A 26,656-nucleotide genomic window follows, 5' to 3' on the forward strand; every position below is an offset into this window, starting at 1 on the left:
TTATCCCCCTCAAATGCGTTCGATCCATTGACAATCCGCTTATTTAGGACAGACTTAAAATCAGGGGCTTTTTGCCGTGAAACAGGCAAAGGAGCATAGAGGGAAATGAGGATAGCACAGGTATCGCCGCTTTTTGAGAGCGTGCCGCCGGCGCTGTACGGGGGCACCGAAAGGGTAGTCTCCTATCTCACAGAGGAGCTTGTGCGGCAGGGGCACGAGGTGGCGCTCTTCGCTTCAGGGGATTCGCGCACCACGGCAGAGCTTGTGCCGTGCTCTGAGCTGGCGTTAAGGCTCGATGAAAGGCAGCTCGACCCGGTCTCCCTTCACCTTATCATGATGGAGGAGGTCCTCAAGAGGGCAGGCGAGTTCGATATCATACATTCTCATGTCGACTGCATAGGGTTTGTGCTGGGCAGGAGAACAGCTGTGCCGGTCATAAACACGCTTCACGGCAGGCTGGACATGTGCGAGCACGCCCTCATCTTCGAAGAGTATAAAGAGTCTCCGCTCGTATCCATCTCTTTGTCACAAAGGTCGGCGAGGCCGGAGGCCAACTGGGTAGCGAACATCCAGCACGGCCTGCCCAGAGAGCTATACGCGTTCAGCCCGAAAAGGGGCGGCTACCTTCTATATGTCGGCAGGGTATCTCCTGAGAAGAGAGTAGACTCGGCGATAAACATAGCCGAGAAGGCCGGGATACGCCTCAAGATAGCGGCGAAGGTCGATCACGCCGACCAGGACTACTTTAACTCGGAGATAAAGCCGCTCCTCAAAAGCAGGTACGTGGAATTCCTCGGAGAGGTTAATGACACGGAGAAGAACGCGCTCCTCGGCGGGGCCCTCGCTTTTCTGCACCCGGTTGACTGGCCGGAGCCTTTCGGCCTTTCCATGCTGGAGGCGATGGCCTGCGGCACTCCGGTCGTGGCAAGGAGGCGCGGATCGATACCTGAGGTCGTCGAACAAGGCGTAACAGGTTTTATTTTTGAAGACGACGGCGAGGCAGTCGATTATGTAAGCGGGCTCTGTCCGGACTTCTCCAGATCAAGGTGCAGGCAGAGGTTCGAGGAAAGGTTCCTCGCGTCGAGAATGGCCGCCGACTACGTAAAGGCCTATGAGCTTTTGAAAGACGGGGGAAGTGGCGCATGGCTGCGGTCAGCAGGATAAAGGACTCGTTCTTTATTGTAGCCACTTCGACTGTAATAGACCCGCTGAGGCTCATACAGAAAGACGGCGACATATTCGGCATCTACGACAGGTTCGGCGACATACTGCCGCTCGGCAAAGGGGAGCAGGGGCTCTACTACAAGGGGACGAGGTTCCTCTCCCATTATGAGCTGAGGGTAAACGGACAGCGCCCGCTTTTTTTAAGCTCGAACACAGACGATGAAAACCTCCTCATGACGGTAGACCTCACCAACCCGGATATCTATTCCGGAACAGAACTCCTCCTTCGCAGGGATTCCATTCACATCATGCGCTCAAGGTTTCTTTCCTGCGGAAGGCTCATGGAGCATATCAGGGTGAAGAACTTCGGCGGAGAGCAGGCAAGCTTCACCCTTGAGATAGGCGCCGATTCTGACTTCGAGGATATCTTCGAGGTGAGGGGGCTCAAGAGGATCAGGCGGGGCGCGCTCCAGGAGCCGGAGTACGGCGAACGGGGGCTCAGGCTCTCTTACGACGGGCTCGACGGCGTGAGGAGGACTACCGCCTTTACCTTGACGCGCGCCCCGGACAGGATGGGCGACAACACCTTCGATTTCAGAGTGGACTTGAAGCCCGAGGCGGTGGAGGATATCTTCATCACCGCCGAGTGCGTGGAAGGGTTATCGCGCCATGAAAGCGGGGCCGACTTCGCGGGTGCTTTCGAAGAGGCGAAGAGGGCCTCGTCAGCCAGGAAGAGATCGAACGCCGGAATACAGACCTCGAACGAGCACTTCAACATCTCGATAAAAAGGTCGCTCGCCGACATCAACATGATGCTGACGGAGACCCCCCATGGCGTCTATCCCTATGGCGGCATCCCGTGGTACTGCACCCCGTTCGGGAGGGACGGGATAATAACGGCCATCGAGTGCCTCTGGATAAAGCCGGAGCTTGCCAGGGGCGTGCTCAAATACCTGGCGTCGATGCAGGCCACAGTGCTCGATAAGAAAAAGGCCGCAGAACCGGGCAAGATCATGCACGAGACCAGGCAGGGCGAGATGGCCGCGCTCGACGAGATACCGTTCAGCCTCTATTACGGCAGCGTTGACGCCACACCTCTCTTTGTCGTGCTTGCGGGAGTATACTGGAGGAGGACAGGTGACACCGCCCTTATAAAAAAGATATGGAAGAACATAGAGGCCGCGCTCGTCTGGATGGACAGATACGGAGACGTGGACGGCGATGGCTTTTTGGAATATGTCCCGCACGCGAAGGGCTTGAGGAACCAGGGCTGGAAAGACTCTCAGGACTCTGTCTTCCACAAGGACGGCGCGTTGGCCGAAGGGCCTATCGCCCTTTGCGAGGTCCAGGCCTATTTATACGCGGCCAAGAGGGAGGCCTCCGCCCTCGCGAGGCTCGTCGGCAAAGACGCGCTCTCTGAGAGGCTCAAGCGAGAGGCTGACGAGGTACGGCGCAGGTTCAACGAGTTATTCTGGGACGAGGAGCTTTCTACGTTTGTCCTTGCCCTCGACGGCGATAAAAAGCCATGCCGGGTGGTCGCCTCAAACGCCGGGCACGCGTTATTCGCCGGCATAGCCGATATCGACAAGGCCCATAGGGTAGCTGAGACACTTCTTTCAGATCCCCTTTTTTCAGGCTGGGGCATTCGGACCATCGGGGCGAAGGAGAAACGCTACAACCCCATGTCCTATCACAACGGGTCGGTCTGGCCGCATGACAACGCGCTTGTAGCCTTTGGGCTGGCGACTTACGGCTTTACAGGGCATTTCAACAAGGTCTTCTCCGGTATCTTCGACGCGGCGCTCTCTACAGAGCTTCAGAGGCTGCCGGAGCTATTCTGCGGCTTTCACAGAAGAGATGGCGTTGCCCCCACGCAGTACCCTGTCGCCTGCTCGCCGCAGACATGGGCTTCAGGCGCGCTCCTTCTCATGCTCCAGGCCTCTCTGGGAATATACTTCGAGGCCGACAAGAAGATGGTGATATTCAAGGAACCGGTGCTGCCGCAGTTCCTCACGTCTGTTTATCTTAAAAACCTCATGGTCGCCGGCCGCAAGGGGGTGGATATCCTCATATCAAGGTACGGGGAGGACGTTACGGTGGAGGCGCTCAAAAAACCCGATGACGTGCACATATTAATCATAAAGTAGCAAACGGTGAGGGCAGGGGAGAGGGGGAAAAGTCTGTCAAAAATGAGCAAGGCGAAGCAATCCCGGTTTCTTCGCCCCTTGACTTCGACCGAAAAAAGGCCAAAATAGATAATATGGAAAAGGTAAAGAAGACAGAGCAGGAATGGAAAAAGGTCCTTACGCCAGAGCAGTATAATGTGACGCGGAAGCAGGGCACCGAGAGGCCTTTTTCAGGCGAGTACGTCCACACGAAAGACAAAGGGGTCTACGCCTGCGTCAACTGCGGGCAGGAGCTCTTCAGCTCTGATGCGAAATACGAGTCGGGCACAGGCTGGCCGAGCTTCCGGGAGCCAGCCGGCCCTGAAAAGGTAAGCGCCAAAGAGGACAGGAGCCTCTTTACGGAGAGGACAGAGGTCCTGTGCTCACGGTGCGAGGCGCACCTCGGTCACGTCTTCGACGACGGCTCGCCACCGACCGGAAAAAGGTACTGCATCAACTCTGTCGCGTTGAAGCTTGTAAAGAAATGACACCCATTACCTGGGCAGGGGTCTCCAGCCGAGGGCCTCTGCTCTCTGTCTGGCCTCGAAGGCGAGGTCATCCTTTCCGATATTCGAGTAGGCCGCTGCAAGGTTGACCCATGGCTCCGGCTTGCCGGGCAGCAGGGGGATGGCCCTCATGAGGTCGTCGATAGCCTTGTCGAATTCACCGAGCGCGCCGTACGCGCCAGCTCTGTTGTTTAAAGCATAGGCGTCCTTCGGGTTAATGGATATGACCACGTTGAAGTCATCAATAGCCTCCCTGTGCCTTCCGGCTTCGTCAAGCGCAAGTCCCCTCATGTTGTAGGAGTGCACGACCTTTCCGGGATAGAGCTCTATCTGCCTGTTCCATAGCGCGATAGAGTCCTTCCAGAAGCCGGTCTGCCTTACTGTTACAGCGGAGAGCGCTACCAGTATAGCGAGCATCACCGCCAGGGCCGCGTAGAACGCCGCCCTGGTCTTATGAAGTTTGTGGAGGATGGTCCCGGCCCCCGCGCCCGCCAGAAGATACAGGCCGAGCATGGGCAGATAGGTATACCTGTCTGCCGCTGCCTGGCTTCCCACCTGCACAAGGCCTATTACCGGGAGAAGCGTTACGAGGTAATAGAGCCAGCCCGTTGCCGGGGCTTTTGTCCTTCTCAAGGCCAGCACGGAGACGATGGACACTGTCATGATAAGGGCCGCGGAGGCGTAAAAAGAGATGTCGAAAGGCTCGGCAGCCATCGGGTAGTACGGCGCGAGGCCCGCCGGGTAGATGGTCTTGAAGATGTAGAAGCCCACCCCGCGCACCGCGGTCACGCCCCTTTGCCATACGGAGGAGCTATCCAATGAGACGACCGCCGCCGCGGACTTCTGGACCAGGATGGTCGTTATCGCGGAGGCCGCGCTGAGCGCGATGAAAGGCGCTTTTTCGATGACGGCTTTGATGAGGCGGCCCCTGAGCCTGTCGAGCGGAAAGAGGTCGATAATAAGGAGGACCGCCGGGATGGTGACCGCCATGGGCTTGCTCATAAGCGCCAGGGCGAACAATACCAGGGCCGAGATATACCAGACGCCCCTTTGGGTGGCGGCGTACCTCAGGTAGGCCGATATAGTCAGGAGGAAGAAGAAGGCGCAAAGGAGGTCTTTCCTTTCAGATATCCAGGCCACCGACTCGACATGGGTCGGGTGTACCCCGAAGAGCAGGGCCGCGGCAAGGGCCGTGGTCCATATAATAACGCCCGGCAGCCCCTTACGTGCGGATGCGAGCCGGAAGGAGACTAAAAAGACCAGGGCTGTGTTGAGGGCGTGGAGGATGCTGTTGGTGAGGTGAAAACCGAACGGCTTGTTCCCCCATATCGCGAAGTCAAGGGTGTATGAAAGCAGCGTGAGGGGGAGCCAGTTGCCGACGGTTATCGATGTGAACGCTGCCTTGAGGTCGAGGGCGCGTATATAGGGGTTTTCGTATACATGCTCTGGGTCGTCCCAGTTCACGAACCCGTTGCCGAGGGATGGCGCGTAGACGGCAAAGGCTATGATGGCTGAAAGTAAAGCCGCGGCCAGGGCCGATGTTCTGATCTTTTTTTCGAGTGGCATAATAATAGGGCCCATTGCGCATATTATCCGGAAATGGAGGGTGAAATCAATCTTTTCAGGCGCCGCTCCTTTTCAATTGACAGCCCGAGAGCTGTTTTGCCATAATTGAAGGGACGAAAACAATCTACCGCAGCCGGACCTCTTTATGTTACATGGAAAAAAAGTAGTAGTCGTCCTTCCAGCGTATCACGCCGAGAAGACGCTTGTAATGACCTACAAGGATATCCCTATGGACGTCGTTGACGACGTCGTGCTCGTGGACGACTGCAGCGCCGACAACACCGTTGCCGAAGCCAGGAAGCTCGGCATCAGGAACGTGGTCGTGCATGAGAAGAACAAGGGGTACGGCGGGAACCAGAAGACCTGCTACACAAAGGCCCTTGCGCTCGGGGCGGATATCGTTGTAATGGTCCACCCCGACTACCAGTACGCCCCGAAGCTCATTACTGCCATGGCCTCGATGATAGCCTCTGGCGAGTATGACGTGGTTTTGGGCTCAAGGGTGCTTGGCACCGGGGCGCTGAAGGGCGGGATGCCGGTCTACAAGTACATCTCCAACAGGTTCCTGACGCTTGCCGAGAACCTCCTTCTCGGAGAGAAGATATCCGAGTACCACACAGGCTACAGGGCTTTCTCAAGGCAGGTCCTGGAGACATTGCCGCTCAACGAGAACTCGGATGATTTCGTCTTCGACAACCAGATGCTCGCCCAGTCAGTATGGTTCGGCTTCAGGATCGGGGAGATAAGCTGCCCGACAAAGTACTTCGAGGACGCCTCGTCGATAAACTTCAGGAGAAGCGTCATATACGGCTTCGGTGTCCTTGGCACAGCCCTGAAATACAAGCTCCAGAAAATGGGGCTAAAAAACTATCCTATCTTCGCGCGCGCCGGCAAAAAGCTATCCTCCGTCACAGGGCGCGCCGTTTAAAGTCTCATAATCTGGTCTAACCCCGTGCCTTTCGTTAAATGAAGAGATGGGAGATTTGGGTTCCCCTCTTTTATAAAGAGGGGTCTGGGGAGATTATTTCTGAAGGATTATAATCCCCCCTTTTTGAAGGGGGGATTATTCAGTTGTAATATTGTCAGTCAATGGCCGCAGCTTCCGCAGCTCCCGTCTCCGCTGCAGTCGTCATCGGCCACCCCTACGAAAAGGCCGCAGTCCGGGCATTCTTCCGATGAGCCCATGAGCGCGGCGCCGCAGGCGGGGCAGAGCCCTTTTTTAAGCCGTTCCTCGGCATCGGCTATCTCCGGGTTGGACCTCTTCCATAGCTCGTCGACCCTGGCGGCCGCGTCAACCGCTACTTCCCTGTCGACAAATACCCCGAAGCCGCCCTTGCAGGAGCTGGCAGGAGCGCGGAGCACCGTGACCTCAAAGCCGTCGCTCCGGAGGGCCCAGGCGAGTTCATTAGCCCTATCGTAAGTGCCTTCCTCCAGGCATACAAGGCCCTCGTTGCCCGGGGTTGCGGGGCGAGGCGAGGGGCCGCGCATCTCTTCCGGACTTACCAGCTCGGTATCGCACCTGTTGCAGACATTTACGTGCGCGAAGAACTCTGCCCCGCATTCAGGGCAAACCTTGGTCTCGTCATCCATAATAGATTTCCTTTATAATGTTGTTTTGGTGGCCTGAACGGTCAAAAGCGGCCTTGATTATACCATGAACTCGTGATACAAATAAACCTTGTCTTTTTTCCATTCGCCGGAGAGGTGGCCGAGAGGCTGAAGGCAGCTGCCTGCTAAGCAGTTGTAGGGATAAAACTCTACCGGGGGTTCGAATCCCCCCCTCTCCGCCAGTTTTAACTCATGTCCCAATACCTATCGAAGGCCAGACCCCATCTCCCGTTTTTAGCGCTCCTGATCGCACTATCCGTATACCTGGGATTAAAGACCCTGCCTTAGGAAGGGTGAGACGGCTGGAAAGAAGGCTCGGCGCAGACGTTGTTGACCCTTGAGCTTTCCCACTTGAGGATCCTTCATCGGGTCCGTTCCCCGTTCAAGAGTTTTGTCACAAACCCTCCGGGCCGGTTTGCGTTATAATATGGTTGTAAAGGGGGGAGAAGTCCATGAATGAGAAGAAAACCGAGAAGGCCGTCTTCGCCGCCGGCTGTTTCTGGGGGGTGGAGGAGACGTTCAGGAATGTAAAAGGCGTTATCTCGACAAGGGTCGGTTATACCGGCGGCTCGACAGAGGACCCTTCATATGAAGAGGTATGTACCGAATCAACAGGCCACGCTGAGGCGGTGGAGGTAACGTTCGACCCCGGGACCGTAAGCTACGGAGAGTTTCTTAATATTTTCTGGGACATACACGACCCTACGACGCTCGACAGGCAGGGGCCGGATATCGGAAGCCAGTACAGGTCGGCGATATTCTATATGAGCACAGAGCAGGAGAGGCTCGCCATGGGATCAAAGGAGAGGCTCGAGCAAAGCGGGATATACAGTGGGCCGATCGTGACGGAGATAGCCCCTGCAGGGGTCTTTTACCCGGCTGAGGAATACCATCAGAAGTATCTTAAGAAGAGGGGGCTTAAGTACTGCGGCTGATCGCGATAGAAGTCTAACAAAGGGCGGCGGATGCCGCCCTTTGTTTTTTAAACCCAGCTTCGATCTTCTACTTATATATGAGCTTTAGCGTAAGGATTATGAGCGAGAATACCAGCGAAATTGAGTTGGCTACGACGACCGGCAGCGAACCTATCTTTATGCCGTAGACTATCCAGATAAAGATGCCGACGGATAACAGCAGGAACATGACGAGTGAAACGTCCTTTGTCGAGCGTGTCTTCCAGGTCTTCACTACCTGTGGGAAAAAAGAAGCCGTGGTCAACGTGCCGCCCAGCAGCCCGAGCAGGGTAATCGAGTCCATTCAATCCTCCAATAAGGTTCCTGATATTCATTCTATTTGATTACCGGGATTTTTCAAAGCCTTTTCGGGGCCGGTTGGCCAACTGTCCCTGGGTACAGGTTCATCTGGCTTCTGAAATAAGTATAATACCCGAAAATAGGCGATCTGTGAGCTGTCGTTCTGGCCGTGGTCGGCTTGAAATGGCGGCTTTTCGCGAGAATACGTCTTTGGGGGCGGTGGGCCAGACGGGGCTGAGGCTGGGTCTGGCCTGTACTACCGTACCCGGGAAGAAGGGGCAGGAGAGCGGGGACTCCCTGCCCTCTTTTTCATTTCGGCGCTTGTCTTTTGTATATTATAATCTCTTGACTCAAACCGCATAGATGTTAAAATCCTTAAATCATTCGCCCCTGCCGGGCAAGCAAAAAATATCAAGACAAAGCGCCCGTGGCTCAGCTGGACAGAGCATCTGACTACGAATCAGAGGGTCGGGGGTTCGAATCCCTCCGGGCGCGCCAAGAATATCAGGGGGTTACGGCTATCGTAGCCCCTTTTTCATTGACTGTGCCAAATCTTTGCTGATCCTGTCCACGATCTTCCCGGCTACAATCCCGCCATCCAGACAAAACCGGTTTTCTCGTGTATATTTCATCTTTAAAATCAAAATGGGGCCTTGAGCCGTCAAAAGTCACGGAGAAGCGGCTATACCCATGTTAGGGTGGCAAGCATTTTGAGGACCGGGCTAATTCTTAATGTCTCACCCTCCTCTTTTATCCACCTCCCATCGAGGGAGGGGGGCGAAGCGCGGGGTGAGAGGGCAGTAAGCCTCAAAGCTGAATAAATATACTCTCGGTCGGTCTTTCAGCCCGGCCAAAACCTTGAACTACGCCTTTCAGGCGATAGTGGTTCAGTTATTCCACGTAAGAAAGTATAATATGACGATGCGCTCAAAAATATTTCCAGCGATCATAATACTTCTGCTGATGGCTGTCGCTGGCTGCGACAGGCCGATGATACTCAAGACCGACAGCATCACAAAACAGGAAGGCGTGATGATCGCCGGGACATATCATGGCCATTGGAAGCCCCGCTTTACCTCCGGTATATCTGTCAAGATAGACGAGAATGATGTCGTCGAGATACCGTGGGCCGAGGGGCGTTTTTTGGAGCTAAACCCCGGAAGCCACTCCTTCGAGATATGGTACGGTTGGTTTGCGCGGCGCGCCTCCGTGGCAAAGGGTTGTTTCAAGCTTAACCAGGGGCAGGTGTTGTATCTGGAATATAACCCGCAGGGGACGTCAGAGGGCAAGGTCGATCTGCTCGATCTGAATAGCAGGAGCCAGATAAATTATAATAAAAAATGTTTATAGTGCGTCTTTCGTCAGTAGCATGGGACTGAGAAAGCACGGCAGGGCATGAAAAGGCAAATCTGGGCTGCTTACATAATGATCGGCGCGGTGGTCCTGCTCCAACCCAGCCATGACCCCGACATGGCGCTCTGAGCATATGGCGCCGTGTACTGTATTTTGCCGCTCTCCCCTCGCGCTCCATCAGAATTGCGGAAAAATGAAGCCGTTTGTCATAGTAAAAACAAAAAAATGAGTCTCACGCCATGAATATGTTCATCCTTGATAGCGAGATCTACATAAGGCTCGGATTTTTCCTGTCTATCTTCGCGTTTATGGCTGTGTGGGAGATCGCGGCGCCTCGCAGGGCCTTCACCACTTCAAAGCTCTCCCGCTGGTACAGAAATATTTCCATAACCTTTCTCAACGCCGTTGTTGTACGCATTCTTTTTCCTGTGACAGCCTTGGGTGTCGCCCTTATCGCCAGGGAGCGAGGATGGGGGGTCTTCAATATATTTTCGGCAGGTGATTTGATAGCGGGGGTCATAGCTATCATGGCCCTTGATCTGATCATTTATCTTCAGCACCGCTGGTTTCATTCCGCTCAGACCTTCTGGCGCATTCACATGGTCCACCATACGGACCTTGATGTCGATGTAACGACCGGGGCCAGATTCCATCCTTTTGAGATCATCCTCTCGATGATGATAAAGATGCTCGCGATCATCATAATCGGCGCTCCGGCCTGGTCCGTTCTGGCGTTTGAGGTCTTGCTCAACGGGACTTCGATGTTCAATCACTCCAACGCCTATATAGGCCTTCGAACCGACGGTATCCTGAGAAAATTTATCGTGACGCCTGATATGCACCGGGTCCATCATTCCGTATTGACCGATGAGACCAACAGCAACTTCGGCTTTAACCTGCCGTGGTGGGACCATTTGTTCGGCACCTACCGGCGTCTGCCTGCAGACGGGCATCAAGGCATGACGATCGGCCTCCCCGATTTCAGAGACCCGGACCGTCTAACGCTGTCATCAATCCTGGCCATGCCTGTTACCATGGGAAAACGGAGTTAGGCGTGGTGGGCTGTGCCCACCATCTTTTATCTGAGACCCCGAAAAATCAACTCTTTCGGCCCTTCAGGTTGGGTAAGTGAAGCGTTACCCAACAAAAGCACTGAATCAAAGGGCTACGGCAGATTGCCGTAGCTTAGAGCCGGGTATAAAGCGGAGCTTAAAATATAATGGCGAAAAGAGTTGATTTCAAGTAGCTTATAAGCTACAATTGATAAAAATCAATGGAAACGTACCCATACTCTATCGAGTATTACCTGACAGCTGCCAATAAAAAGCCATTTAAAGAATGGCTGGGCGGCTTAGATATTGGGGCAAGGGCAAAGATTCGCGTCAGGCTGGATAGGGTTAGGCTGGGTAATCTGGGTAAAAACCGTTCTGTTGGTGAAGGGGTTTACGAATTAAAAATCGATTATGGCCCAGGGTACAGGGTTTACTATGCGCTGAATGGAAAAACAGTTGTGTTGTTACTGATTGGCGGCGATAAATCGACCCAGAAAAAAGATATCTTACTGGCAAAAGCCTATTGGCAAGATCACAAAGAGAGGAAACAATGACTAAAAAAATCACCAGTTATCAGGAAGACCTGATCGAGTCCTTAAAAGACCCGCGTGAAGCCGCCGAATATCTAAATGCGGCAATTGAAGATGGGGATAAAGAAGTTTTTCTTTTAGCAATGCGGAATGTGATTCTTGCTCATGGTGGAATGGCGGTAGTCGCAAAAAAGGCGCGTATGAATCGAGAAAGCCTTTATCGTATGCTTTCAAAGAAGGGCAATCCAGAACTTAAAAGCATTTTAAATCTGCTTCAAATTGTTGGGCTGAAGATCAGTATTGAATCGGGGAAAAACAGCCGTACTAAAACAGTTAAGCGTAAGGCTGCATAGGGCTATTGCGCTAGCTATGTTTTTACCAGCCGGGTGGGCTCCGCCAACCATTAAAAAGAGGCCATTAATGACATTGCATGTCGAATTATAGCTTCGTAGCTTGGGCTCGGCCCACCATTCTTTGTCTGAGACCCCTGCAATCCTCTTCTCCCCTGAAATTCCCGGTTGCGTACACCGTCAATAGATTGTATGTTATTTGAAAGCAGACCAACTCAATTTTTATATCATGAAAGGTGGATCATGGACGTAAAGGACAGCAACGGAAACGCCCTTAGCGATGGGGATTCTGTGCAGGTCATCAAAGACCTTAAGGTAAAGGGCTCTTCCATCACCCTTAAAAGGGGGAAGGTCTTTAAAAGCATCCGCCTCACCTCTAAAAACGATGAGGTCGAGTGCCGTGAGGGTAAGACCACGATTGTTCTAAGGACGGAATTTTTGAAAAAGGCCTGATCCTGTAATCCGGCGGACCGGGTTTCGCTCTCGCGAGACCCGGTAATCTGATCTCCCGCCTGGCTCATCAAAGCCCGCCCATGGGCTCCGCCCCTTTAAGCACCTCCAGCGCCATCGCCCTGTTCTTGCGGGCCGCAACGTCAGTCGGGTCTATCGCAAGGGCCTTGTTAAAGTCGTTCAGGGCCAGCCCGTATCTGCCAAGTATCCCGTACGCGCTCCCCCTGTTCACGTAGGCGTCCTTGTAGCCAGGGTTCAGGAAGAGCACCTTCGTGAAGTCCTCGATGCTCTTTTCGTAATCCCCCGCGTCGAAATACGCGGAACCCCGGTTGTAATAGGGGAGCAGGTTTATGGGATTATCGGCAGCGGCCCCCTTCTCCTCAATGATCGATATCTGATAGGACCAGAGCGAGAGCGAGTCCTTCCATACGGGCAGTTGTCTCCACGTAAGCGCGGCCAATATCGAAGACGAGATCAAAATGGCCGCCGCAACTGGAAAGATCGAACGCCCGTTCAATCTGCCGGCGAAATGGACGGCAGCGAATGAGATGAGTATCGTGGGGGCGACGCTGGGAAGGTATGCGTACCTGTCGGCGGCTGCCTGCGCGCCTGCCTGCACCAGCCCTGAAACCGGCGTAAGCGTTACCACATAGTATAGCCAGACGGCTGTAAAGGCCTTGTTCTTTTTAAAGGTGTACGCGCATAGAAGGCTGATCGCCAGAAAAACGATAGCCGTAAAAACGTATTCTGCCGAGAGGACTGTTACATTTCCGGGGTGGGGGTAGAAGGGGGCGAGCCCTGCCGGCACCAGAAGTTTTCCTATATAGAAGATGAAGGCCTTCAAGGCGATCATCACACGCCCCTGCAGGCTTACATCAGCGGTTGTAGAGATTGCGGCCTGCTGGGTCGAGAGGGTTATGGCCGCTGAAAGGATGCTCAGGGCGAAAAATGGGATCTTTTCGATTATGGCGCGTTTCAAGCCCTTCCCAAGGCGCTCAAGCGGATAGAGGTCAAGTAGCAGGAGGACGATGGGCAAAGAGACGACCATCGGCTTGCTCATGAGGCCGAGGGCGAATAAGAGAAGGGCCGCGGCGTACAAGCCCCTGGATGGGGCCAGCGCGTATCTCATGTAGGCGAGCAGGCTCAGAAGGAAGAAGAAGGCGCTCAAGACGTCCTTCCTTTCCGATATCCACGCGACCGACTCAACGTGAACAGGGTGCAGCCCGAAGATGAGCCCCGCGAGAAGAGCGCCAGCGAGCGCGGTCCGTTCCGGCAGTTTTATCGCCTGGGCGATACGGACGGCGATGAGCGCGACAAGGGCGCTATTCACGGAATGGAAGAGCGAATTGGTAAGGTGATAGCCTGCCGGGGCAAGTCCCCATACCAGGTAGTCAAGTGCATAGGAGAAGATAACGAGGGGCTGCCAGTTGGCGACAAAAGAATTTGTGAAAGCGCCCTTTACAAGCTCCATCCCGCCTGTTCGCAGAAGCGTATTATCCGTTACGTAGATCGGGTCGTCCCAGTTGACGAAGCCGAACCAAAGGGACGGCAGATAGAGCGCAAAGGTGACAGCCGCCACGATGGCTGCGACGACGTTTTCCTTATAGACGTATCCCTTACCGACCATGAGAAGGGCCTTTCCCTTGCTATCTCAAATAGACAAGGATTATAAATCAATATGCCCCCCTCCTTCCAGATTGTTTTTTTTCCTTTCAATCAAAAGAATAGTCCCGGGGGCGTAGAAATAGTATTATCTCCCCTTCGGGAAGCGGGGGCGGGGCTCATCGCCATTCAATTATCGAAGGAGGAGCCGGAAGTTGAAGCACGGCGGCCATGGCCTTAAGGCCCTCATTTTATCTTCATCCATCGTTCTCTTTTTTTGTCAGAGCGCAGTCGCGGAAGTCATTACCTCGCTGCCCGACCCAGGCAAAAACGCTGTTGCCCTGACCTTTGACGCGTGCGAGACAAAGACCCCGTCGCACTTCGACAAAAAGGTCCTCGATTACCTCGTTAAAGAAAAGATACCATTTACGGTCTTCATAACGGGCAGGTTCGCTGAAAGGAACAAAGAAGACATATTAAGGCTTGCCGAGCTTGGCTTTGTCGAGTTGGAGAACCATTCGAGGAACCATGTCATGCACATGGAGGCGTTGAGCGAAAAAGAGGTGCTCGAAGAGATATCCGATAACGTGCTCAAGGGGATAACCGGCAAAAAGACGAAGTTTTTCAGGTTTCCGGCAGGTAACTATGACCAGAAGACGCTCGAGCTGGTCGAGCGGAAATACAAGGTGGTACATTGGACCTTCCCAAGCGGCGACCCTGATAAGAATATAACCGCGGAGATGCTTGTAAAGTCAGTCACCTCAAATACCAGGCCAGGCGACATATTGATCTTTCATATAAACGGGAGGGGGTACGGCACGGCAGAGGCGTTGCCGGAGATAGTCGAGCGGCTTAGGAAAAGGGGGCTCCATTTTGTAAAACTGGAGGAGATTATCCAGCCCTGAACCCTTTAGGTGAAGGAAAGGTTACTCGACAGGGTGGCCGCAAGCGGCTTTAGCGAAACGCACACCCCGTTTCAGCGCCCCCTGAAGAACCTCTTGACGATAGCGATGAGGATGCTCGTGGCCACAAACCCGGCAAGGAGCGCCGCAACAGGGTCTGTTGTTATCCTCTCCCAGAACGTGTTTATGATATACTCCAAACCGTCCTCCTTTCAGGTACTTATACCACTTTCAAGTACGCATTTGCAATCGGTAGTGGCCTTTCACCGGAGCGCCTTCTTTTGAGCCCTTATAACTATAAATGAGCCCTCACCATGCCCTTCCTTCGGCTCCTCAGGCTTACCAGTTGGCCTCGTGAAAAGCGACTGGGAGAATGCGAGGTCCGCAAAGCCGGACGTCCGCAGTAGCTCGATAGCCTCGGAGGTGGAAAAGAGTTTCGCGTCCCGGTAGAACTCATCATCGCCTTTTCTTGAGGAATACTCCTTGCCCAGCTCGCTTTCCCTGTCTATCATCGCAAGTAGAAGGCAGCCGCCGGGCCTTATTATCCTTCGTGCCTCCTTCAGGGCGGTCTCCGCGTCGTCAACGAAGCAAAGCACATCTACCATGAGGGCGAAGTCGAAGCTGTCATTCAAAAAAGGCAGCCTTTCGGCAACTCCCGCGACGGCGTCGATGCCCCGTCTTCTCGCCAGCCCCCTCATAGCCCCAGAGGGCTCAACGCCTGTGCGGATGCCAAGGGCTTTTGCGAACCTCCAGGTCCCCGTCCCTATCTCTATCCCATCGCCGCCCTGGGGGCAGGAGCATCCTTATGGCCTTGAGTTCGGAAGCGAAGAGAGCCATGTTCCTGTCGAACCAGCCATCATATCTTTCGGCGAACCTGTCGAACTGATCGGTCTTTGCCATCGCGGATTTGACAACTCCTGTTAATTCATTTAATGTACCCTCTAATATTTTCGAAAGTCAAAGGGAAAAGGCTTGAGCGCGAGGCAGGATGAGATCTTCATGGCCGAGGCCATGAAAGAGGCCCGAAAGGCCGCCGCAAAGGGCGAGGTGCCTGTAGGCGCGGTGATAGTCCTCGACGGCAAGGTAATAGCCAGGGGCCATAACAGGCGTGAGACAGCGAACGACCCTTGCGCCCACGCGGAGCTTCTCGCCATCAGGTCAGCCTCAAGAAAGCTCGGCAGCTGGAGGCTTTCAGGGACGACGCTTTACGTAACGCTCGAGCCGTGCCTCATGTGCATGGGGGCGATAGTCCTGGCGCGCATCCCAAGGATGGTCTTCGGCCCCATGGACCCGAAGGCGGGCGCGGCTGGCTCTCTTTACGACATACCGGCCGACAGCAGGCTTAACCACAGGGTCCATACAAGGGCAGGGGTCCTCGCGTCAGTATCGGAAGAGCTCCTTAAATCATTTTTCAGGAAGCTAAGGGCGGAAAAAAGGGAAAAAAGAGGGGAAAAGCCCTCGTAATCCCTGTTTTCATATATAATGGTATAAATCACTTTTGGGAGAAATCGATGAGCCTTTCCGACGCGATATTCAGGGAGTACGACATAAGGGGGCTGTGGGGCAAGGACCTTACGGTAGAGGTCGCCGAGCTTATCGGCAGGGCCTACGCGATATTTGCTGAAAGGCACGGCGCCAAGATCGGTCCCGGCTTCAAGATAACGGTGGGCAGGGACGTGAGGATGAGCTCAAAGCCCCTCTATGACGCGCTCGTCCTTGGCTTGACCGAGAGCGGGGTAAACGTAATCGATATAGGCGAGTGCCCGACCCCCTTGCAGTATTTCTCGATGCACACACTTAAGGTGGGCGGCGGCGTCATGATAACCGGAAGCCATAACCCCTCCGAGTACAACGGCTTCAAGGTGAGCGTCGGCAAAGAGACGATCCACGGCCATGGGATACAGGAGCTGAAAAAAGTCATAAAGGAAGAGGTTCTGGGTAAACCCGCCCGCAAGGCGGCAACTCCCGGTACGGTAGAGACCTTCGACGTAATAAAAAGCTACGTGGAGTATGTGGGTAACTCTGTAAGGCTGCCGGCGACGGAAAAACCCATCAAGATCGTGCTCGACTCCGGCAACGGTACCGCCGGGGCGGTCGCACCGCAGCTTCTGAGAAAGCTCGGGTGCGATATAATAGAGCTCTACAGCGAGCCGGACGGCTCTTTCCCCAACCACCACCCGGACCCGACCGTCCAGGAGAACCTGCTCGACCTTATCCAGACGATAAGGCGGGTGGGGGCTGACTTCGGGGTCGCCTATGACGGGGATGCCGACAGAATAGGCATCGTCGATGAAAGGGGGGGTATCATCTGGGGGGACAAGCTCATGGTCATATTCTCCAGGTCTATATTAAAGGAGAGGCCCGGCGCGACCATAGTCGGCGAGGTCAAATGCTCGCAGGTCATGTACGACGAGATAGCGAGGATGGGCGGAAAGCCCCTCATGTGGAAGACGGGCCACTCCCTTATAAAGGCCAAGATGAAGGAGGTAGGCGCCTCGATGGCTGGCGAGATGAGCGGACATATATTCTTCGCGGACAAATGGTTCGGCTTTGACGACGCCGTCTACTCTTCTTGCAGGGTGGCTGAGATAGCCGCCATGGAAAGGGCGGCAAACCCGGCCTTCCGCTTCTCTTCCATGCTCGCCGGGCTGCCCGAGACCGTAGTTACGCCTGAGATAAGGATAGACTGCCCGGATGAGCTTAAGTTCTCCGTGATAGGGATGCTCGAAGAGGCGATAGGCTCTGGTTCTGAGGATTTCAAGATCAGGGACATCATAAAGATAGACGGCCTGAGGGTGAACTTCGAAGGGGGCTGGGCCCTTGTGCGGGCATCGAACACCCAGCCGGTGCTGGTGCTGCGTTTCGAGGCTACGGACAGGGCGCTCCTTGAGAAGGCGAAGGCCTTTATAAAAGAGAAGCTCGAAGCTGTTCGCCCCGGAGAGAGCATAGAGATCTGATCTCTACTCCCGGTCCCCCTCTTTCCTAAAGAGGGGTCAGGGGAGATTATACGTAGGGTGCGCCGTGCGCACCAAAAATAGTCCCCCTTTGGAAAAGGGGGAGATTTCAGAGATTATACGTAGGGTGCGCCGTGCGCACCAAAAATAGTCCCCCTTTAGGAAATGGGGAGATTTCAACGGAGTTTTTTTTCAGCTGGTCGTTAAACCCAAAAGGAGCCATTGGATGGGCGTTAACTATGCTGATGTGATAGAAAGGATGAAATGGGCGGGCCATCTCAAGAACGACTCGGCTGTGGCGAGAGCGCTTGGGGTGACCCCGCAGGCCCTTTCCAACTATAAAAAAAGGGGCGAGATGCCATCAGACCTGGCTCTCGCCTTCTCCGAGAAGTTCGGTGTCGCGCTTGACTGGCTGCTGGGCGGCTCCGGCGAGGTCTATAAACCGGGCAGGGCGCCGGCGGCTGGCGAGGGGACAAGTCTATATCCGGGGAAAGGCCCCTCCGGGAATGGGGGGATCTCTGCTGAAGAATCGGTCTATATAATGAAGCTCCTCAAGATACTGAGGGGCCCGGAAGCGTCGCATTCTGCCGCGATAAAATCGACTATCGACTCTGTTGTCAAGGCACAGGAGAAGGAATTCGACTGAACTGTCTTCCTTTAACAGGCATGAAATAAGTCCATCTGCTTTGTTATCATCGTCGCTCGCGCTTCGTACCAAAGAAGTACGCCTCATTCGTCAAACGGCGAGAATCGCCGTTTTTAAATCAGCCTGAACAAAATCCTCTGAAATCCCCTCCTTCAGGACGATTATCCGGTCCAAAATACCTTCATGATTAGGTAGCCTTAGCATTTAATCTCTACGGGTTGAATTCCCGGCAACTTGCTGCGTGATTTTATATCCTCTCCCCGGTGGGGGAGAGGGAGCAGAAGCGTCATAGAAGGGCTTCAGATACTCCGCTGTTTTGCGGCGGGTTCATTCCGGCGAGCCGGGGGATTTTCGGCATTCAGGGCGGTGTCGATTTCAATGGGAGCATAGGCTATTTACCTAATGATTAAAGTATTTTAATCTTTGTTCATAAAATGAACAAAGCCATTGACGAGAGTTCCTTGCCTATGCTATCGTTCATTTAATGAACATGGTCGCGAGCGCAGGCTCCGCGGTTTCATGCGGGGCCGAGTGAGCGGAATGCAATTGAATTCTTTTTCTTCTCATGTCGAAGATTCCATGCGGTTTTTCCGCAGGGAGCTTCAACATGGTCGCGAGCGCAGGCTCCGCGGTTTGCAGCAAGGTAGCTCATTATGTCGCAATCATCTAATCCTGTCCGGGAAAAAGCTCTGAGATGAGACAGAACCTGCTGATACTGATAGATTTCACGAAGAAGCTCTTCAAGAGCCGGCAGATGCTATGGGCAATGGCCCTGCGCGACATGAAATCCAAGTATATCGGCAGCGTCTTCGGCTTTGCATGGTCTATCTTGAACCCCCTCTCTCAGGTGCTGGTCTTCGGGGTCGTCTTCGGCCTCATTTTCCAGACAAGGCCAGACCCAATCTACGGCACAGACAGCTTTGTCCTCTATCTCCTTTCCGGCCTCCTTCCCTGGCAGTTCTTCTCACAGGGGGTCACATCGGCCATGGTCTCTGTCACCACGAACTCTAACCTCGTCAAAAAGGCGGTCGGATTTCCATCCGAGCTTCTGCCCGTTGTTACCACCATAAGCAGCCTCATAAGCCACGCCATAGGCATGGCCCTTTTTCTTGTCATACTCGTCGCCTTCGAATGGCGCTTGCCCTTTTACGCGCCTTATCTCCTCGTCTACCTTTTTCTCCTTACGCTCTTTACCATCGGCCTCGGCTGGGTGCTCTCAAGCGTCAGTGTATATCTGAGGGACGTCCGCCAGGTGATAGACATGGTGATGATGGCATGGTTTTTTTTCACGCCCGTATTCTTTTCGACCGCGAACATACAGAACGGGCTGCTCCTTACGATACTCAAGCTGAACCCGATGTACTACGTGATAGAAGGGTACAGGCTTACCCTTCTTGCGGGAAGGCCGCCGGAGGCAACGGGGCTCGCCTATGTCGCCGTTGTTTCTTTCGTCATGTTCGGCGTTGGCGGCATATTTTTCAGAAGGCTAAAGCCCGGCTTTGCCGAGGCCTTATAGGGCGCGCGAATGGATATTGCCATCAGTTTAAAGAACGTGAGCAAGAGCTACCGGATGTACGCCACTCCTGCGGAGAGGCTAAAGGAGCTATTGCATCCCTTTGGCAGGAAATACCACCAGGAGTTCTGGGCGCTCCGGGATGTGTCGCTTGAAGTCAAAAAAGGGGAGTGCGTCGGAATAATCGGGAAGAACGGGAGCGGAAAATCGACCCTCCTGCAGGTGCTCTGCGGCATACTCCAGCCCACGAACGGAGAGGTAAAGGTACAGGGCAGGATATCGGCCCTGCTTGAGCTTGGCGCCGGCTTCAATCCGGAGTTTACCGGCAGGGAGAACGTATACCTGAACGGCGCGCTCATGGGCGTGCAGAGAGAGGAGATGGACGAGCGGTTCGAGCGCATAACCGAGTTCGCCGAGATAGGCCATTTCATAGACCAGCCGGTCAAGACTTATTCGAGCGGGATGTATGTAAGGCTGGCCTTCGCCTGCGCGGTGAACGTGGACCCGGATATATTGATAGTAGATGAGGCGCTGGCCGTGGGCGACATCGGGTTCAGGTCAAAATGCTATCTCAAGTTCAACGAGATCGCGAAAAAATGCGCTGTGGTCATCGTAACCCATGACCTGCCACAAGTGAGCAAACTTTGCGACAACGTGCTCGTGCTCAATGGCGGGAATACATATTTTTATGGTGATCCGATTCAGGGTGTCGAGAAATATAATAGCCTGTTTGGTGAGAAGCAAACTATATTGGCGGGTTCCGGAGAGGCCAAGGTAAGCGATTTGAAATTGCTGGATGAAACGGATAAAGAGGCGAATGTATTTGAATATAATGCGCCGCTTCGAATCCAGTTTGATGTGGAGGTCGATGATAAATACGATGAATATATCGTATCCATTACCATTATGGACCAGGGTGGCGCATTGATCGCGCAATGCCATTCAGAATACAATAAAGTAATTTTGAAGAACGAAGGCGGCAGATGCACATTTAGAGTAGATATCGATAGGTTGCCGCTTAACCCGGCAAACTACTTTTTGTCTATCATAATTTTTGACAGTTCGAACAGCAGACACCTTGCGTGGCTTTATGCTGCCAGAGAATTCACGGTAGTGGGAGATTTTCATGGAGGTGCCGCGATCCAGCTGAGGGGCTCTTGGGAAAAAATGTAGTCGCAAGGCTTGCGTGAAAAAAATACGGTATGAGAGATAACGGCGGCAGCCCCGCTAGCGAAGGTCGAATACTGAGTTGTCCGTTTTGCGGCGGAAAACCCGTATTCGCTTATAATATGGGCGCTTATTGCATCGAAAAATGTTGCGTCTGCAATACGGGTTTTGCGAACCCGATGCCTGAGAGAGGAATACTGGCCATGTTTTACGATGGGTTCCTTTTCGAGGCAGATATCAGGAATATGCCAGATATTGCCAAAAACTCGAGGGAACTATTTTCAGAGCTGAAGCTTGAGAATGGACGTAATCTGGAAATGTTGGATGTCGGAGGAGGCGGCGGGTTTTTCTCTAAATCATTTGAGAACCTTGGCTACGGGAAAAGCACTTATGTGGACCTCGACGCAAAGGCTTGTGATTTTGCAAGAAACAAATTAGGAGTAAGCAATGTGATCAATGCAGATGCTACTCAAGCCGCATTTGATAAAAAATTTGATTTTATAATGTGCCGTCATATTATAGAGCACCTTCTGAATCCGTCAGAATTTGTTTTGAAAATGACAGGCCTGCTTTCCGAAAAAGGGCTTTTGCTCGTCATGTGCCCTAATGGAGCATCCATTGAGTATTTGGCGTATCCAAGGCTGGGTCTGCTTAACAGAGCGAGGATAATTAAAGGGTCAAATCCGATCCGTTCAATTGCCCTGCTTAGAAAATTTTTGTTCGGGGACATTCTTCACGGAATCGACCCGCCCAGGCATCTTTGGGCAATAACTGGCAAAGGCATGGAAATTTTTCTAAAAAGGAATTCCCTGAATTTCAAGATATACACGAAAAAACTTACGGACAAATGTTATTCGCCATATTACAAGCCGCGCACCTTTTTCGATAAAAAAATAGCTCCATTTCTGGTCGACAAATTTCTTTCCAGGATTCACGGTGGTACGCATCTTATTTTAGAGATAAGAAAGTAGACCGTGGGTAGACCATCACAGACGATCGACATTGTTTTACAGAACAACCTGTGCATAGGCTGCGGCTTATGCGCAGCAGCCTGCCCACATAATACAATCAAAATGGGCTGGCACTCAAAAAGAACCTGGCAGCCGGCTCTTGACAAATCGAAATGTACAAAATGCGGACTTTGCTACGAAGTGTGCCCTCATTCGCCTGAATGCATAATAGAATATTCGCAAGCCGCGGCAGAAAGCGGGCGCAAATTCGGGCTGCCGCATGGTGCCGACTATTTCATAAGCTACGATATGGATGAAAGCAAAAGGATTCTAAGCGCTTCCGGCGGAGCCCTTAGCGTCCTCCTGGGACATCTGCTTGAATCGGGCGTCATCGACGGTGTAGTCGCTTCCGTTCCGCTGTTCACCGAAATCGGGAAACCGCATTACCAGGTGCAGATCTTTCATTCAAAACAGGAGCTGGAAACCGGAAGAAGTTCTCATTATCACCCCCTGAACTATGATGCGGCGATACGGGAGCTTTCCGGGATGAAAGGAAGTTTCGCCATACTCGGCGTGCCATGCATTGTGAGGGGGCTCAAGCGCCTGCCCCAGAAGATCAGGCAAAAAATCAGGTTTACCATTGCTTTGTGCTGCAGCCATAATGTCACGGGAGCGTTCATCGATTGCCTCGCAGCAAAAGAGGGTATCGGAAAGAATGAACCCTTTCAGGCCAACTTAAGAGAAAAAAAGGGGATTCCCGACGCAAACAATTTCAACACCTACTTTTGCCTCGAGCAAAGGGAAATTCGCAGAAACCGGTTTGAAAGCGCGTTTACCGATATGTGGCGCAATTATTTTTTCGCGCAGGAATGCTGCCTTTATTGCCCTGATTTTTACGGGGTTGATGCCGATTTGTCAGTCAAGGACGCATGGGGGCGATTGAGCAAAGATCCGCTGGGCATATCGCTCCTGGTCATTCGCAATAAAGAACTCAGCCGCCACCTGACGCAGCTCAGAGAAACAGGGCGGCTGTATCTCGAAGAATGCAGGGCTGACGAGGTCTTTGATTCGCAAAAGGAGACCCCGGTCTTTAAGCATGAGGGCGTGCATCACCGTCTGGCGTGGAAAAAAATTATAAGGGCCGATATGAGGAGGAAGAACATTCCTCATATCGCAAAAGACTGGAGTTCCAGGGAGTCTGTCGAGTATTGGCGTTTCAGGGCTTTTATTTGGCTATCCAACTTTTTTTATTTCAATTTTGGGCGCGTGCCAGTCAAGAGATTGCTTGACATGGTGCGGCCCCGGAAGAAACCCAACACGATAAATTCGTCCCGTCCAGCAGGGCCTGCTTCATCAGGCGCTCGGTCAGATGCATGGCAGGGTGCTGAAAACCCAAATGTGCTGATAGCTGGCGGCTACGGGTATGGGAATGTGGGCGACGAGGCCCAGCTCGCCGCTAACATACAGCACTGGAAAAAGGCCTTTCCGTCTTGCCGGATAACGGTCCTGACGCCATACCCTGAATACACCAGGGCGACTCATAGAAAGGACATAATAATTGAGCTTGCGCCGAGGGTGTCATTATTCGGCGCGGGCGATGTCCCTTACTTCGGTTCTGAGGAGATTTTCAAGAAGAAGTTTTTTCCTTTGGCGCTGCGCTTCCTTTTAAATGCGTATTTGATAAGGGCCGGCCTGCCCGCAGTCGGGCTCACCGCTCGACAGGCCCGGATGTTGAACGTGTTAAGGGGCTCTGATGTCCTGTTTCTCTCCGGCGGAGGTTATTTAACCGGCATGACGCTCAGCAGGCTCTGGGAAAATATGCTGCTGCTAAGGCTCGCTCGCATTTTTGGGGTCCCTGCCTTCTTGTCCGGCCAGACTATAGGCGTATTTCAAAATCGACTAAACAGGTTTCTTGCAAAATGGGGCCTGAAGACAGCGGAGCTCATCTATCTGCGCGACCCTGTCAGCTCATCGAAGGCCCTGGCCGAAATAGGTATTACCGCTGAGAGGACAAAAAGCACTTTTGATGACGCTCTCTTTTATTCGCCGGAATCGCAGGAGAGAATCGATGATTTTCTCAAGGGGCACGGACTCTATGAAAAACCGTACCTGGCAGTAAATGTCCATTATTGGGGGCAGGCCCCTGAAGAGTCCAGGGTCATCATAAAACAGACGGCCAGTGCGCTCGACAGAATACAATCAGTGCTCGGCCTGCGGGCAGTGTTTGTGGCGATGCACGCCTCTGACGAGGCGGCTGTCGATGAGACATTGCGCCTGATGCAAAATCCGGGCATTTTTCCGAAGTGCGGCTATGACCTGGACCTGACTATCGGCCTCATTCAAAATGCTACGCTTTGTCTTACGATGAAGCATCATCCTATCATTTTTGCAATGGCGGCCGGGGTGCCTACGGTATCGATGTGCTTCGATGGTTATTATGAACACAAGAACAGAGGCGCTCAGGACATATTCGGGCAGGGCAAATATGTGATCGCTGGCTGCGAGGAGCTATCTATCAAAATAGAGGAAAGCGTCACTGAGGTGTATCGCAGGAGAACTGAGCTATCCGCGCAGATTAGGTCAAAAGTGGAAGAGCTAAGGCCGCTGGCAGGCGACGTCATCTATAAGTATAAGTCCGCTCTGCACAGCAAAAGGATACCGTGAATATTTACGACGAAATAAAAAGGAAAATAACGGGTAAGAGAGCCACTCAATACAGAAAAAGCTGCCTTATCATACCTTGCGGCTGGTTTGGATTTGATTACAAAGAAATACATAAAAGGGCTTCTGAGAACAATTGTCATTTTATAACTTACGATTTCAAGGAAGTCGATAGAAGCGAAAAGATCTATTTGGATTATTGTAAATATAAAGAAATAACCTATAGGGGAGTCAATTTATACGAATCATCTATTTACAACATTTGCAATGATTTGGAATTAGCGCCAAAATTTTTAGATTTTTCAGATCAAGTTCAAAAAAAAGTTTTAGAAAAATGGTATGAAATAGCAGCAAGGCATGTTGATTATGCAACACGGCTTTTTGACGAAAACAAAATTGAATTGGTCATTATTCCTCAAGGTTATGTTTTGGAAGCAGCAGTTGTGAGACAAATTGCCGTTAATAGGGGCGTTTCTGTTTTGGCGATAGAGAATAGCCTAAGTAAGGACAAGCTCCTTTGGGATAATGTGTCAGGCATTACGGTCAATGCTAATCTCGGCAAGAATTATTTTTGGAAATTCAAAAGCAGTATTGATGAGAGGACGGCAATAAAATATAAGGAAGACTTTTTGAGAAATATCAAGCTGTTGAAGGTAAGCGAGCACTCGTCGCCAAAAACCCAATATCCAAGAAACGGCGGCAGGAAAACCATATTATTCCTTTCCCAGGTTTACTTGGATTCATCGATTATTTTCGGGATATACGATTTCCCCGATACCGTAAAAATAATTGAGATTCTTTGTAGATTTTGCGAGCGCATGAATTACGAATTGATTGTAAAACTTCATCCAAAGGAAATTGAGGGCAACAGTATATTGAACAGGCCTTATGACAAAATTACATGGAGGAAAATCAAATCCAACAAGTATCTTGCAGACAAAATAGAGCAGCAAACATATGTGCATGTTGATTTCGAGAACAGTTACGACACCTACAGCTTAATAAGCAATGCTGACGTTTGCGTAACTGTGAATTCAATGGCCGGTATCGAAGCTTTATTGCTTGGGAAAAACGTCATTCTTTGCGGACAAAGCAGCTATGGCGGGCTTGGTTTCACATTTGAAGCCTATAATCAGGAATTTTTAGATTTTTTTTTAGAGTTGGTAACTACTAAAAATAAAACGATGATTAATGCAGACGCAGACAAATTCTTTTATATCTATTTAGAGAAATATTGTATCGATAAGACTAATGGCGCGTTAATAAGCTTGATTGAAAAACAACAATTAGCAAGAAGATAAAAATGCAAAAACCGTTAGTAAGTATAATAATTCCTTCATTTAATTCTGAAAAATACATCGCACTTGCTATAGAATCTGTTCTCAAACAGACATATAGAAATTGCGAGATAATTGTAATCGATGACGGATCATCTGATTCTTCATTCAAAATAGCTTCTGAATATGCAAGGAGAGGACAGATAAAAATTCTACATCATAGTAATTTCGAAAATAAAGGTGTGAGCAAGACCCGGCATTTAGGAATAATGGAAGCAACTGGAGAATATATTGCATTTTTGGACTCGGATGATTTTTTTGAAGAGGACAAAATTGAAAAACAAATTGTTGCACTGGAGTCAAACAGGAATTATATTCTCTGCCACACAGCCATCAAGCCAATTTCCGAAACTGCAGCGCAGGCGGATTTTGTTGGTCATTTTAATATTTCGGAAGATGTTTTGGCGTACAACTATCAAGAATGCGAAGATTTCTTATTATCTAATCACGTCTGTAATTCCTCGGTGATGGTTCGCTCTTCGATCCTAAAACAAATAAATTTCTGTTCGCGACAGATTTTTCAATATGAAGATTGGGTATTATGGGTGCTTCTTTCTGAGCACGGTAAATTTCTTTATTTACCGGACGAATTGCTTAATTATCGTTTTCATGAAAATTCGGCAACATATAAGGTGGTTTCGAATAGGTTAATTAACCACTACTCATCATTGGAATTTTGTCTGATGTTGATTGCAAAAACAAATAACAAAGATATAGCGTTAAAGGCATTACAGTTATCAAAAAAACAGATTTTAGAAATATGTAAAATCTATGGGAATGGAAAGACGTGCCAATTTGATTCGTTTTTTGAAAATACAGAGGAAAAAGAGCGTCAGTTGAACGAACTTCTCTGTTCGTACAGCTGGAAGATAACAGCGCCGCTGCGTGGCATTTTAGATGTTATCACGAAAAGAGGACGCGATTAGC

General features: G+C 51.8%; 24 protein-coding genes, 2 tRNA genes and 1 pseudogene. 22 read left to right on the plus strand and 5 right to left on the minus strand.

The genetic code is table 11. The features are described from left to right. Positions 1 to 105: 105 nt before the first annotated feature. The 3 genes from A2V21_307330 to A2V21_307340 all read left to right on the plus strand — a co-directional run bounded on the left by A2V21_307330 (position 106) and on the right by A2V21_307340 (position 3,817). Entirely contained in the window at positions 106 to 1,164 is a 1,059-nt protein-coding gene (locus tag A2V21_307330) for a glycosyl transferase (protein ID OIJ74090.1), read from the plus strand. Continuing rightward, positions 1,143 to 3,311 (plus strand): amylo-alpha-1,6-glucosidase, encoded by a 2,169-nt coding sequence (locus A2V21_307335; GenBank protein OIJ74091.1) that lies wholly within the window; start codon positions 1,143 to 1,145, stop codon positions 3,309 to 3,311. Before A2V21_307330 ends, A2V21_307335 begins: the two co-directional genes overlap by 22 nt. Before the next feature lie 113 nt (positions 3,312 to 3,424). Further along, entirely contained in the window at positions 3,425 to 3,817 is a 393-nt protein-coding gene (locus A2V21_307340; GenBank protein ID OIJ74092.1) for a peptide-methionine (R)-S-oxide reductase, read from the plus strand. Between the two features lie 6 nt (positions 3,818 to 3,823). Here A2V21_307340 and A2V21_307345 read toward each other — a convergent pair whose 3' ends face one another. Beyond that, entirely contained in the window at positions 3,824 to 5,401 is a 1,578-nt protein-coding gene (locus A2V21_307345; GenBank protein ID OIJ74093.1) for a hypothetical protein, read from the minus strand. Between the two features lie 145 nt (positions 5,402 to 5,546). Here A2V21_307345 and A2V21_307350 point away from each other — a divergent pair, with 145 nt between their 5' ends. After that, positions 5,547 to 6,329 (plus strand): glycosyl transferase family 2, encoded by a 783-nt coding sequence (locus tag A2V21_307350; GenBank protein OIJ74094.1) that lies wholly within the window; start codon positions 5,547 to 5,549, stop codon positions 6,327 to 6,329. A 158-nt stretch (positions 6,330 to 6,487) separates the two neighbouring features. Here the strand turns inward: A2V21_307350 and A2V21_307355 are convergent, their stop codons facing one another. After that, complete coding sequence (locus tag A2V21_307355) at positions 6,488 to 6,991, minus strand: hypothetical protein (GenBank protein ID OIJ74095.1); 504 nt, start codon at positions 6,989 to 6,991, stop codon at positions 6,488 to 6,490. A gap of 108 nt (positions 6,992 to 7,099) precedes the next feature. Here A2V21_307355 and A2V21_307360 point away from each other — a divergent pair. Both A2V21_307360 and A2V21_307365 read left to right on the plus strand, forming a co-directional pair. Next, positions 7,100 to 7,191, plus strand: a tRNA-Ser gene (locus tag A2V21_307360). Positions 7,192 to 7,461: 270 nt separating this feature from the next. Then, positions 7,462 to 7,944 carry a peptide-methionine (S)-S-oxide reductase gene (locus A2V21_307365; protein OIJ74096.1) on the plus strand — a complete coding sequence of 161 codons (483 nt, stop codon included), beginning with the start codon at positions 7,462 to 7,464 and terminating at the stop codon, positions 7,942 to 7,944. Between the two features lie 67 nt (positions 7,945 to 8,011). Here the strand turns inward: A2V21_307365 and A2V21_307370 are convergent, their stop codons facing one another. Beyond that, entirely contained in the window at positions 8,012 to 8,266 is a 255-nt protein-coding gene (locus A2V21_307370; GenBank protein OIJ74097.1) for a hypothetical protein, read from the minus strand. 417 nt (positions 8,267 to 8,683) lie between these two features. On the opposite strand from A2V21_307370, the gene A2V21_307375 reads away from it, so the two are divergent. From A2V21_307375 to A2V21_307400, 6 genes are all read left to right on the plus strand, one after another. After that, positions 8,684 to 8,760 (plus strand) — tRNA-Arg (locus A2V21_307375). Between the two features lie 417 nt (positions 8,761 to 9,177). Then, the gene (locus tag A2V21_307380) at positions 9,178 to 9,612 is read left to right on the plus strand and encodes a hypothetical protein (protein ID OIJ74098.1); all 435 of its coding nucleotides are present in this window, start codon (positions 9,178 to 9,180) and stop codon (positions 9,610 to 9,612) included. A gap of 242 nt (positions 9,613 to 9,854) precedes the next feature. Beyond that, a complete protein-coding gene (locus A2V21_307385; GenBank protein ID OIJ74099.1) occupies positions 9,855 to 10,667 on the plus strand; it encodes a fatty acid hydroxylase in 813 nt (270 codons plus the stop codon). A gap of 221 nt (positions 10,668 to 10,888) precedes the next feature. Further along, positions 10,889 to 11,221, plus strand: coding sequence for an addiction module protein (locus tag A2V21_307390; GenBank protein OIJ74100.1), 333 nt, complete (start codon positions 10,889 to 10,891; stop codon positions 11,219 to 11,221). Then, positions 11,218 to 11,550 carry a putative addiction module antidote protein gene (locus tag A2V21_307395; GenBank protein ID OIJ74101.1) on the plus strand — a complete coding sequence of 111 codons (333 nt, stop codon included), beginning with the start codon at positions 11,218 to 11,220 and terminating at the stop codon, positions 11,548 to 11,550. Before A2V21_307390 ends, A2V21_307395 begins: the two co-directional genes overlap by 4 nt. Before the next feature lie 240 nt (positions 11,551 to 11,790). After that, positions 11,791 to 12,000 (plus strand): PhnA protein, encoded by a 210-nt coding sequence (locus A2V21_307400; GenBank protein ID OIJ74102.1) that lies wholly within the window; start codon positions 11,791 to 11,793, stop codon positions 11,998 to 12,000. A gap of 67 nt (positions 12,001 to 12,067) precedes the next feature. Here A2V21_307400 and A2V21_307405 read toward each other — a convergent pair whose 3' ends face one another. Further along, positions 12,068 to 13,624, minus strand: coding sequence for a hypothetical protein (locus A2V21_307405; GenBank protein OIJ74103.1), 1,557 nt, complete (start codon positions 13,622 to 13,624; stop codon positions 12,068 to 12,070). A gap of 190 nt (positions 13,625 to 13,814) precedes the next feature. On the opposite strand from A2V21_307405, the gene A2V21_307410 reads away from it, so the two are divergent. Beyond that, positions 13,815 to 14,504 carry a polysaccharide deacetylase gene (locus A2V21_307410; protein OIJ74104.1) on the plus strand — a complete coding sequence of 230 codons (690 nt, stop codon included), beginning with the start codon at positions 13,815 to 13,817 and terminating at the stop codon, positions 14,502 to 14,504. 260 nt (positions 14,505 to 14,764) lie between these two features. Here the strand turns inward: A2V21_307410 and A2V21_307415 are convergent. Further along, positions 14,765 to 15,401 (minus strand): annotated as a pseudogene (locus A2V21_307415) (hypothetical protein). A 99-nt stretch (positions 15,402 to 15,500) separates the two neighbouring features. Between A2V21_307415 and A2V21_307420 the strand changes: the two are divergent. The 9 genes from A2V21_307420 to A2V21_307460 all read left to right on the plus strand — a co-directional run bounded on the left by A2V21_307420 (position 15,501) and on the right by A2V21_307460 (position 26,655). After that, complete coding sequence (locus A2V21_307420; GenBank protein OIJ75101.1) at positions 15,501 to 15,965, plus strand: tRNA-specific adenosine deaminase; 465 nt, start codon at positions 15,501 to 15,503, stop codon at positions 15,963 to 15,965. 47 nt (positions 15,966 to 16,012) lie between these two features. Next, positions 16,013 to 17,458: a phosphomannomutase gene (locus tag A2V21_307425; GenBank protein OIJ74105.1), complete on the plus strand. Its 1,446-nt coding sequence runs from the start codon at positions 16,013 to 16,015 to the stop codon at positions 17,456 to 17,458. A 223-nt stretch (positions 17,459 to 17,681) separates the two neighbouring features. Continuing rightward, positions 17,682 to 18,101 carry a hypothetical protein gene (locus A2V21_307430; protein ID OIJ74106.1) on the plus strand — a complete coding sequence of 140 codons (420 nt, stop codon included), beginning with the start codon at positions 17,682 to 17,684 and terminating at the stop codon, positions 18,099 to 18,101. Between the two features lie 694 nt (positions 18,102 to 18,795). Further along, positions 18,796 to 19,617, plus strand: coding sequence for a hypothetical protein (locus A2V21_307435; protein OIJ74107.1), 822 nt, complete (start codon positions 18,796 to 18,798; stop codon positions 19,615 to 19,617). Positions 19,618 to 19,626: 9 nt separating this feature from the next. After that, positions 19,627 to 20,787 (plus strand): hypothetical protein, encoded by a 1,161-nt coding sequence (locus A2V21_307440; GenBank protein ID OIJ74108.1) that lies wholly within the window; start codon positions 19,627 to 19,629, stop codon positions 20,785 to 20,787. Positions 20,788 to 20,984: 197 nt separating this feature from the next. After that, complete coding sequence (locus tag A2V21_307445) at positions 20,985 to 21,752, plus strand: hypothetical protein (protein ID OIJ74109.1); 768 nt, start codon at positions 20,985 to 20,987, stop codon at positions 21,750 to 21,752. Positions 21,753 to 22,040: 288 nt separating this feature from the next. After that, on the plus strand, positions 22,041 to 24,395 hold the full coding sequence (locus A2V21_307450; protein ID OIJ74110.1) for a hypothetical protein: 2,355 nt from the start codon (positions 22,041 to 22,043) through the stop codon (positions 24,393 to 24,395). Further along, positions 24,392 to 25,693 (plus strand): hypothetical protein, encoded by a 1,302-nt coding sequence (locus A2V21_307455; GenBank protein ID OIJ74111.1) that lies wholly within the window; start codon positions 24,392 to 24,394, stop codon positions 25,691 to 25,693. The genes A2V21_307450 and A2V21_307455 overlap by 4 nt, the downstream gene beginning before the upstream one ends. A 2-nt stretch (positions 25,694 to 25,695) precedes the next feature. Next, positions 25,696 to 26,655 carry a hypothetical protein gene (locus A2V21_307460; GenBank protein OIJ74112.1) on the plus strand — a complete coding sequence of 320 codons (960 nt, stop codon included), beginning with the start codon at positions 25,696 to 25,698 and terminating at the stop codon, positions 26,653 to 26,655. The last annotated feature ends 1 nt before the right edge of the window (position 26,656 follow it).

The organism is Deltaproteobacteria bacterium GWC2_55_46 (assembly GCA_001595385.3).
Lineage (GTDB): Bacteria > Desulfobacterota > GWC2-55-46 > GWC2-55-46 > GWC2-55-46 > UBA5799.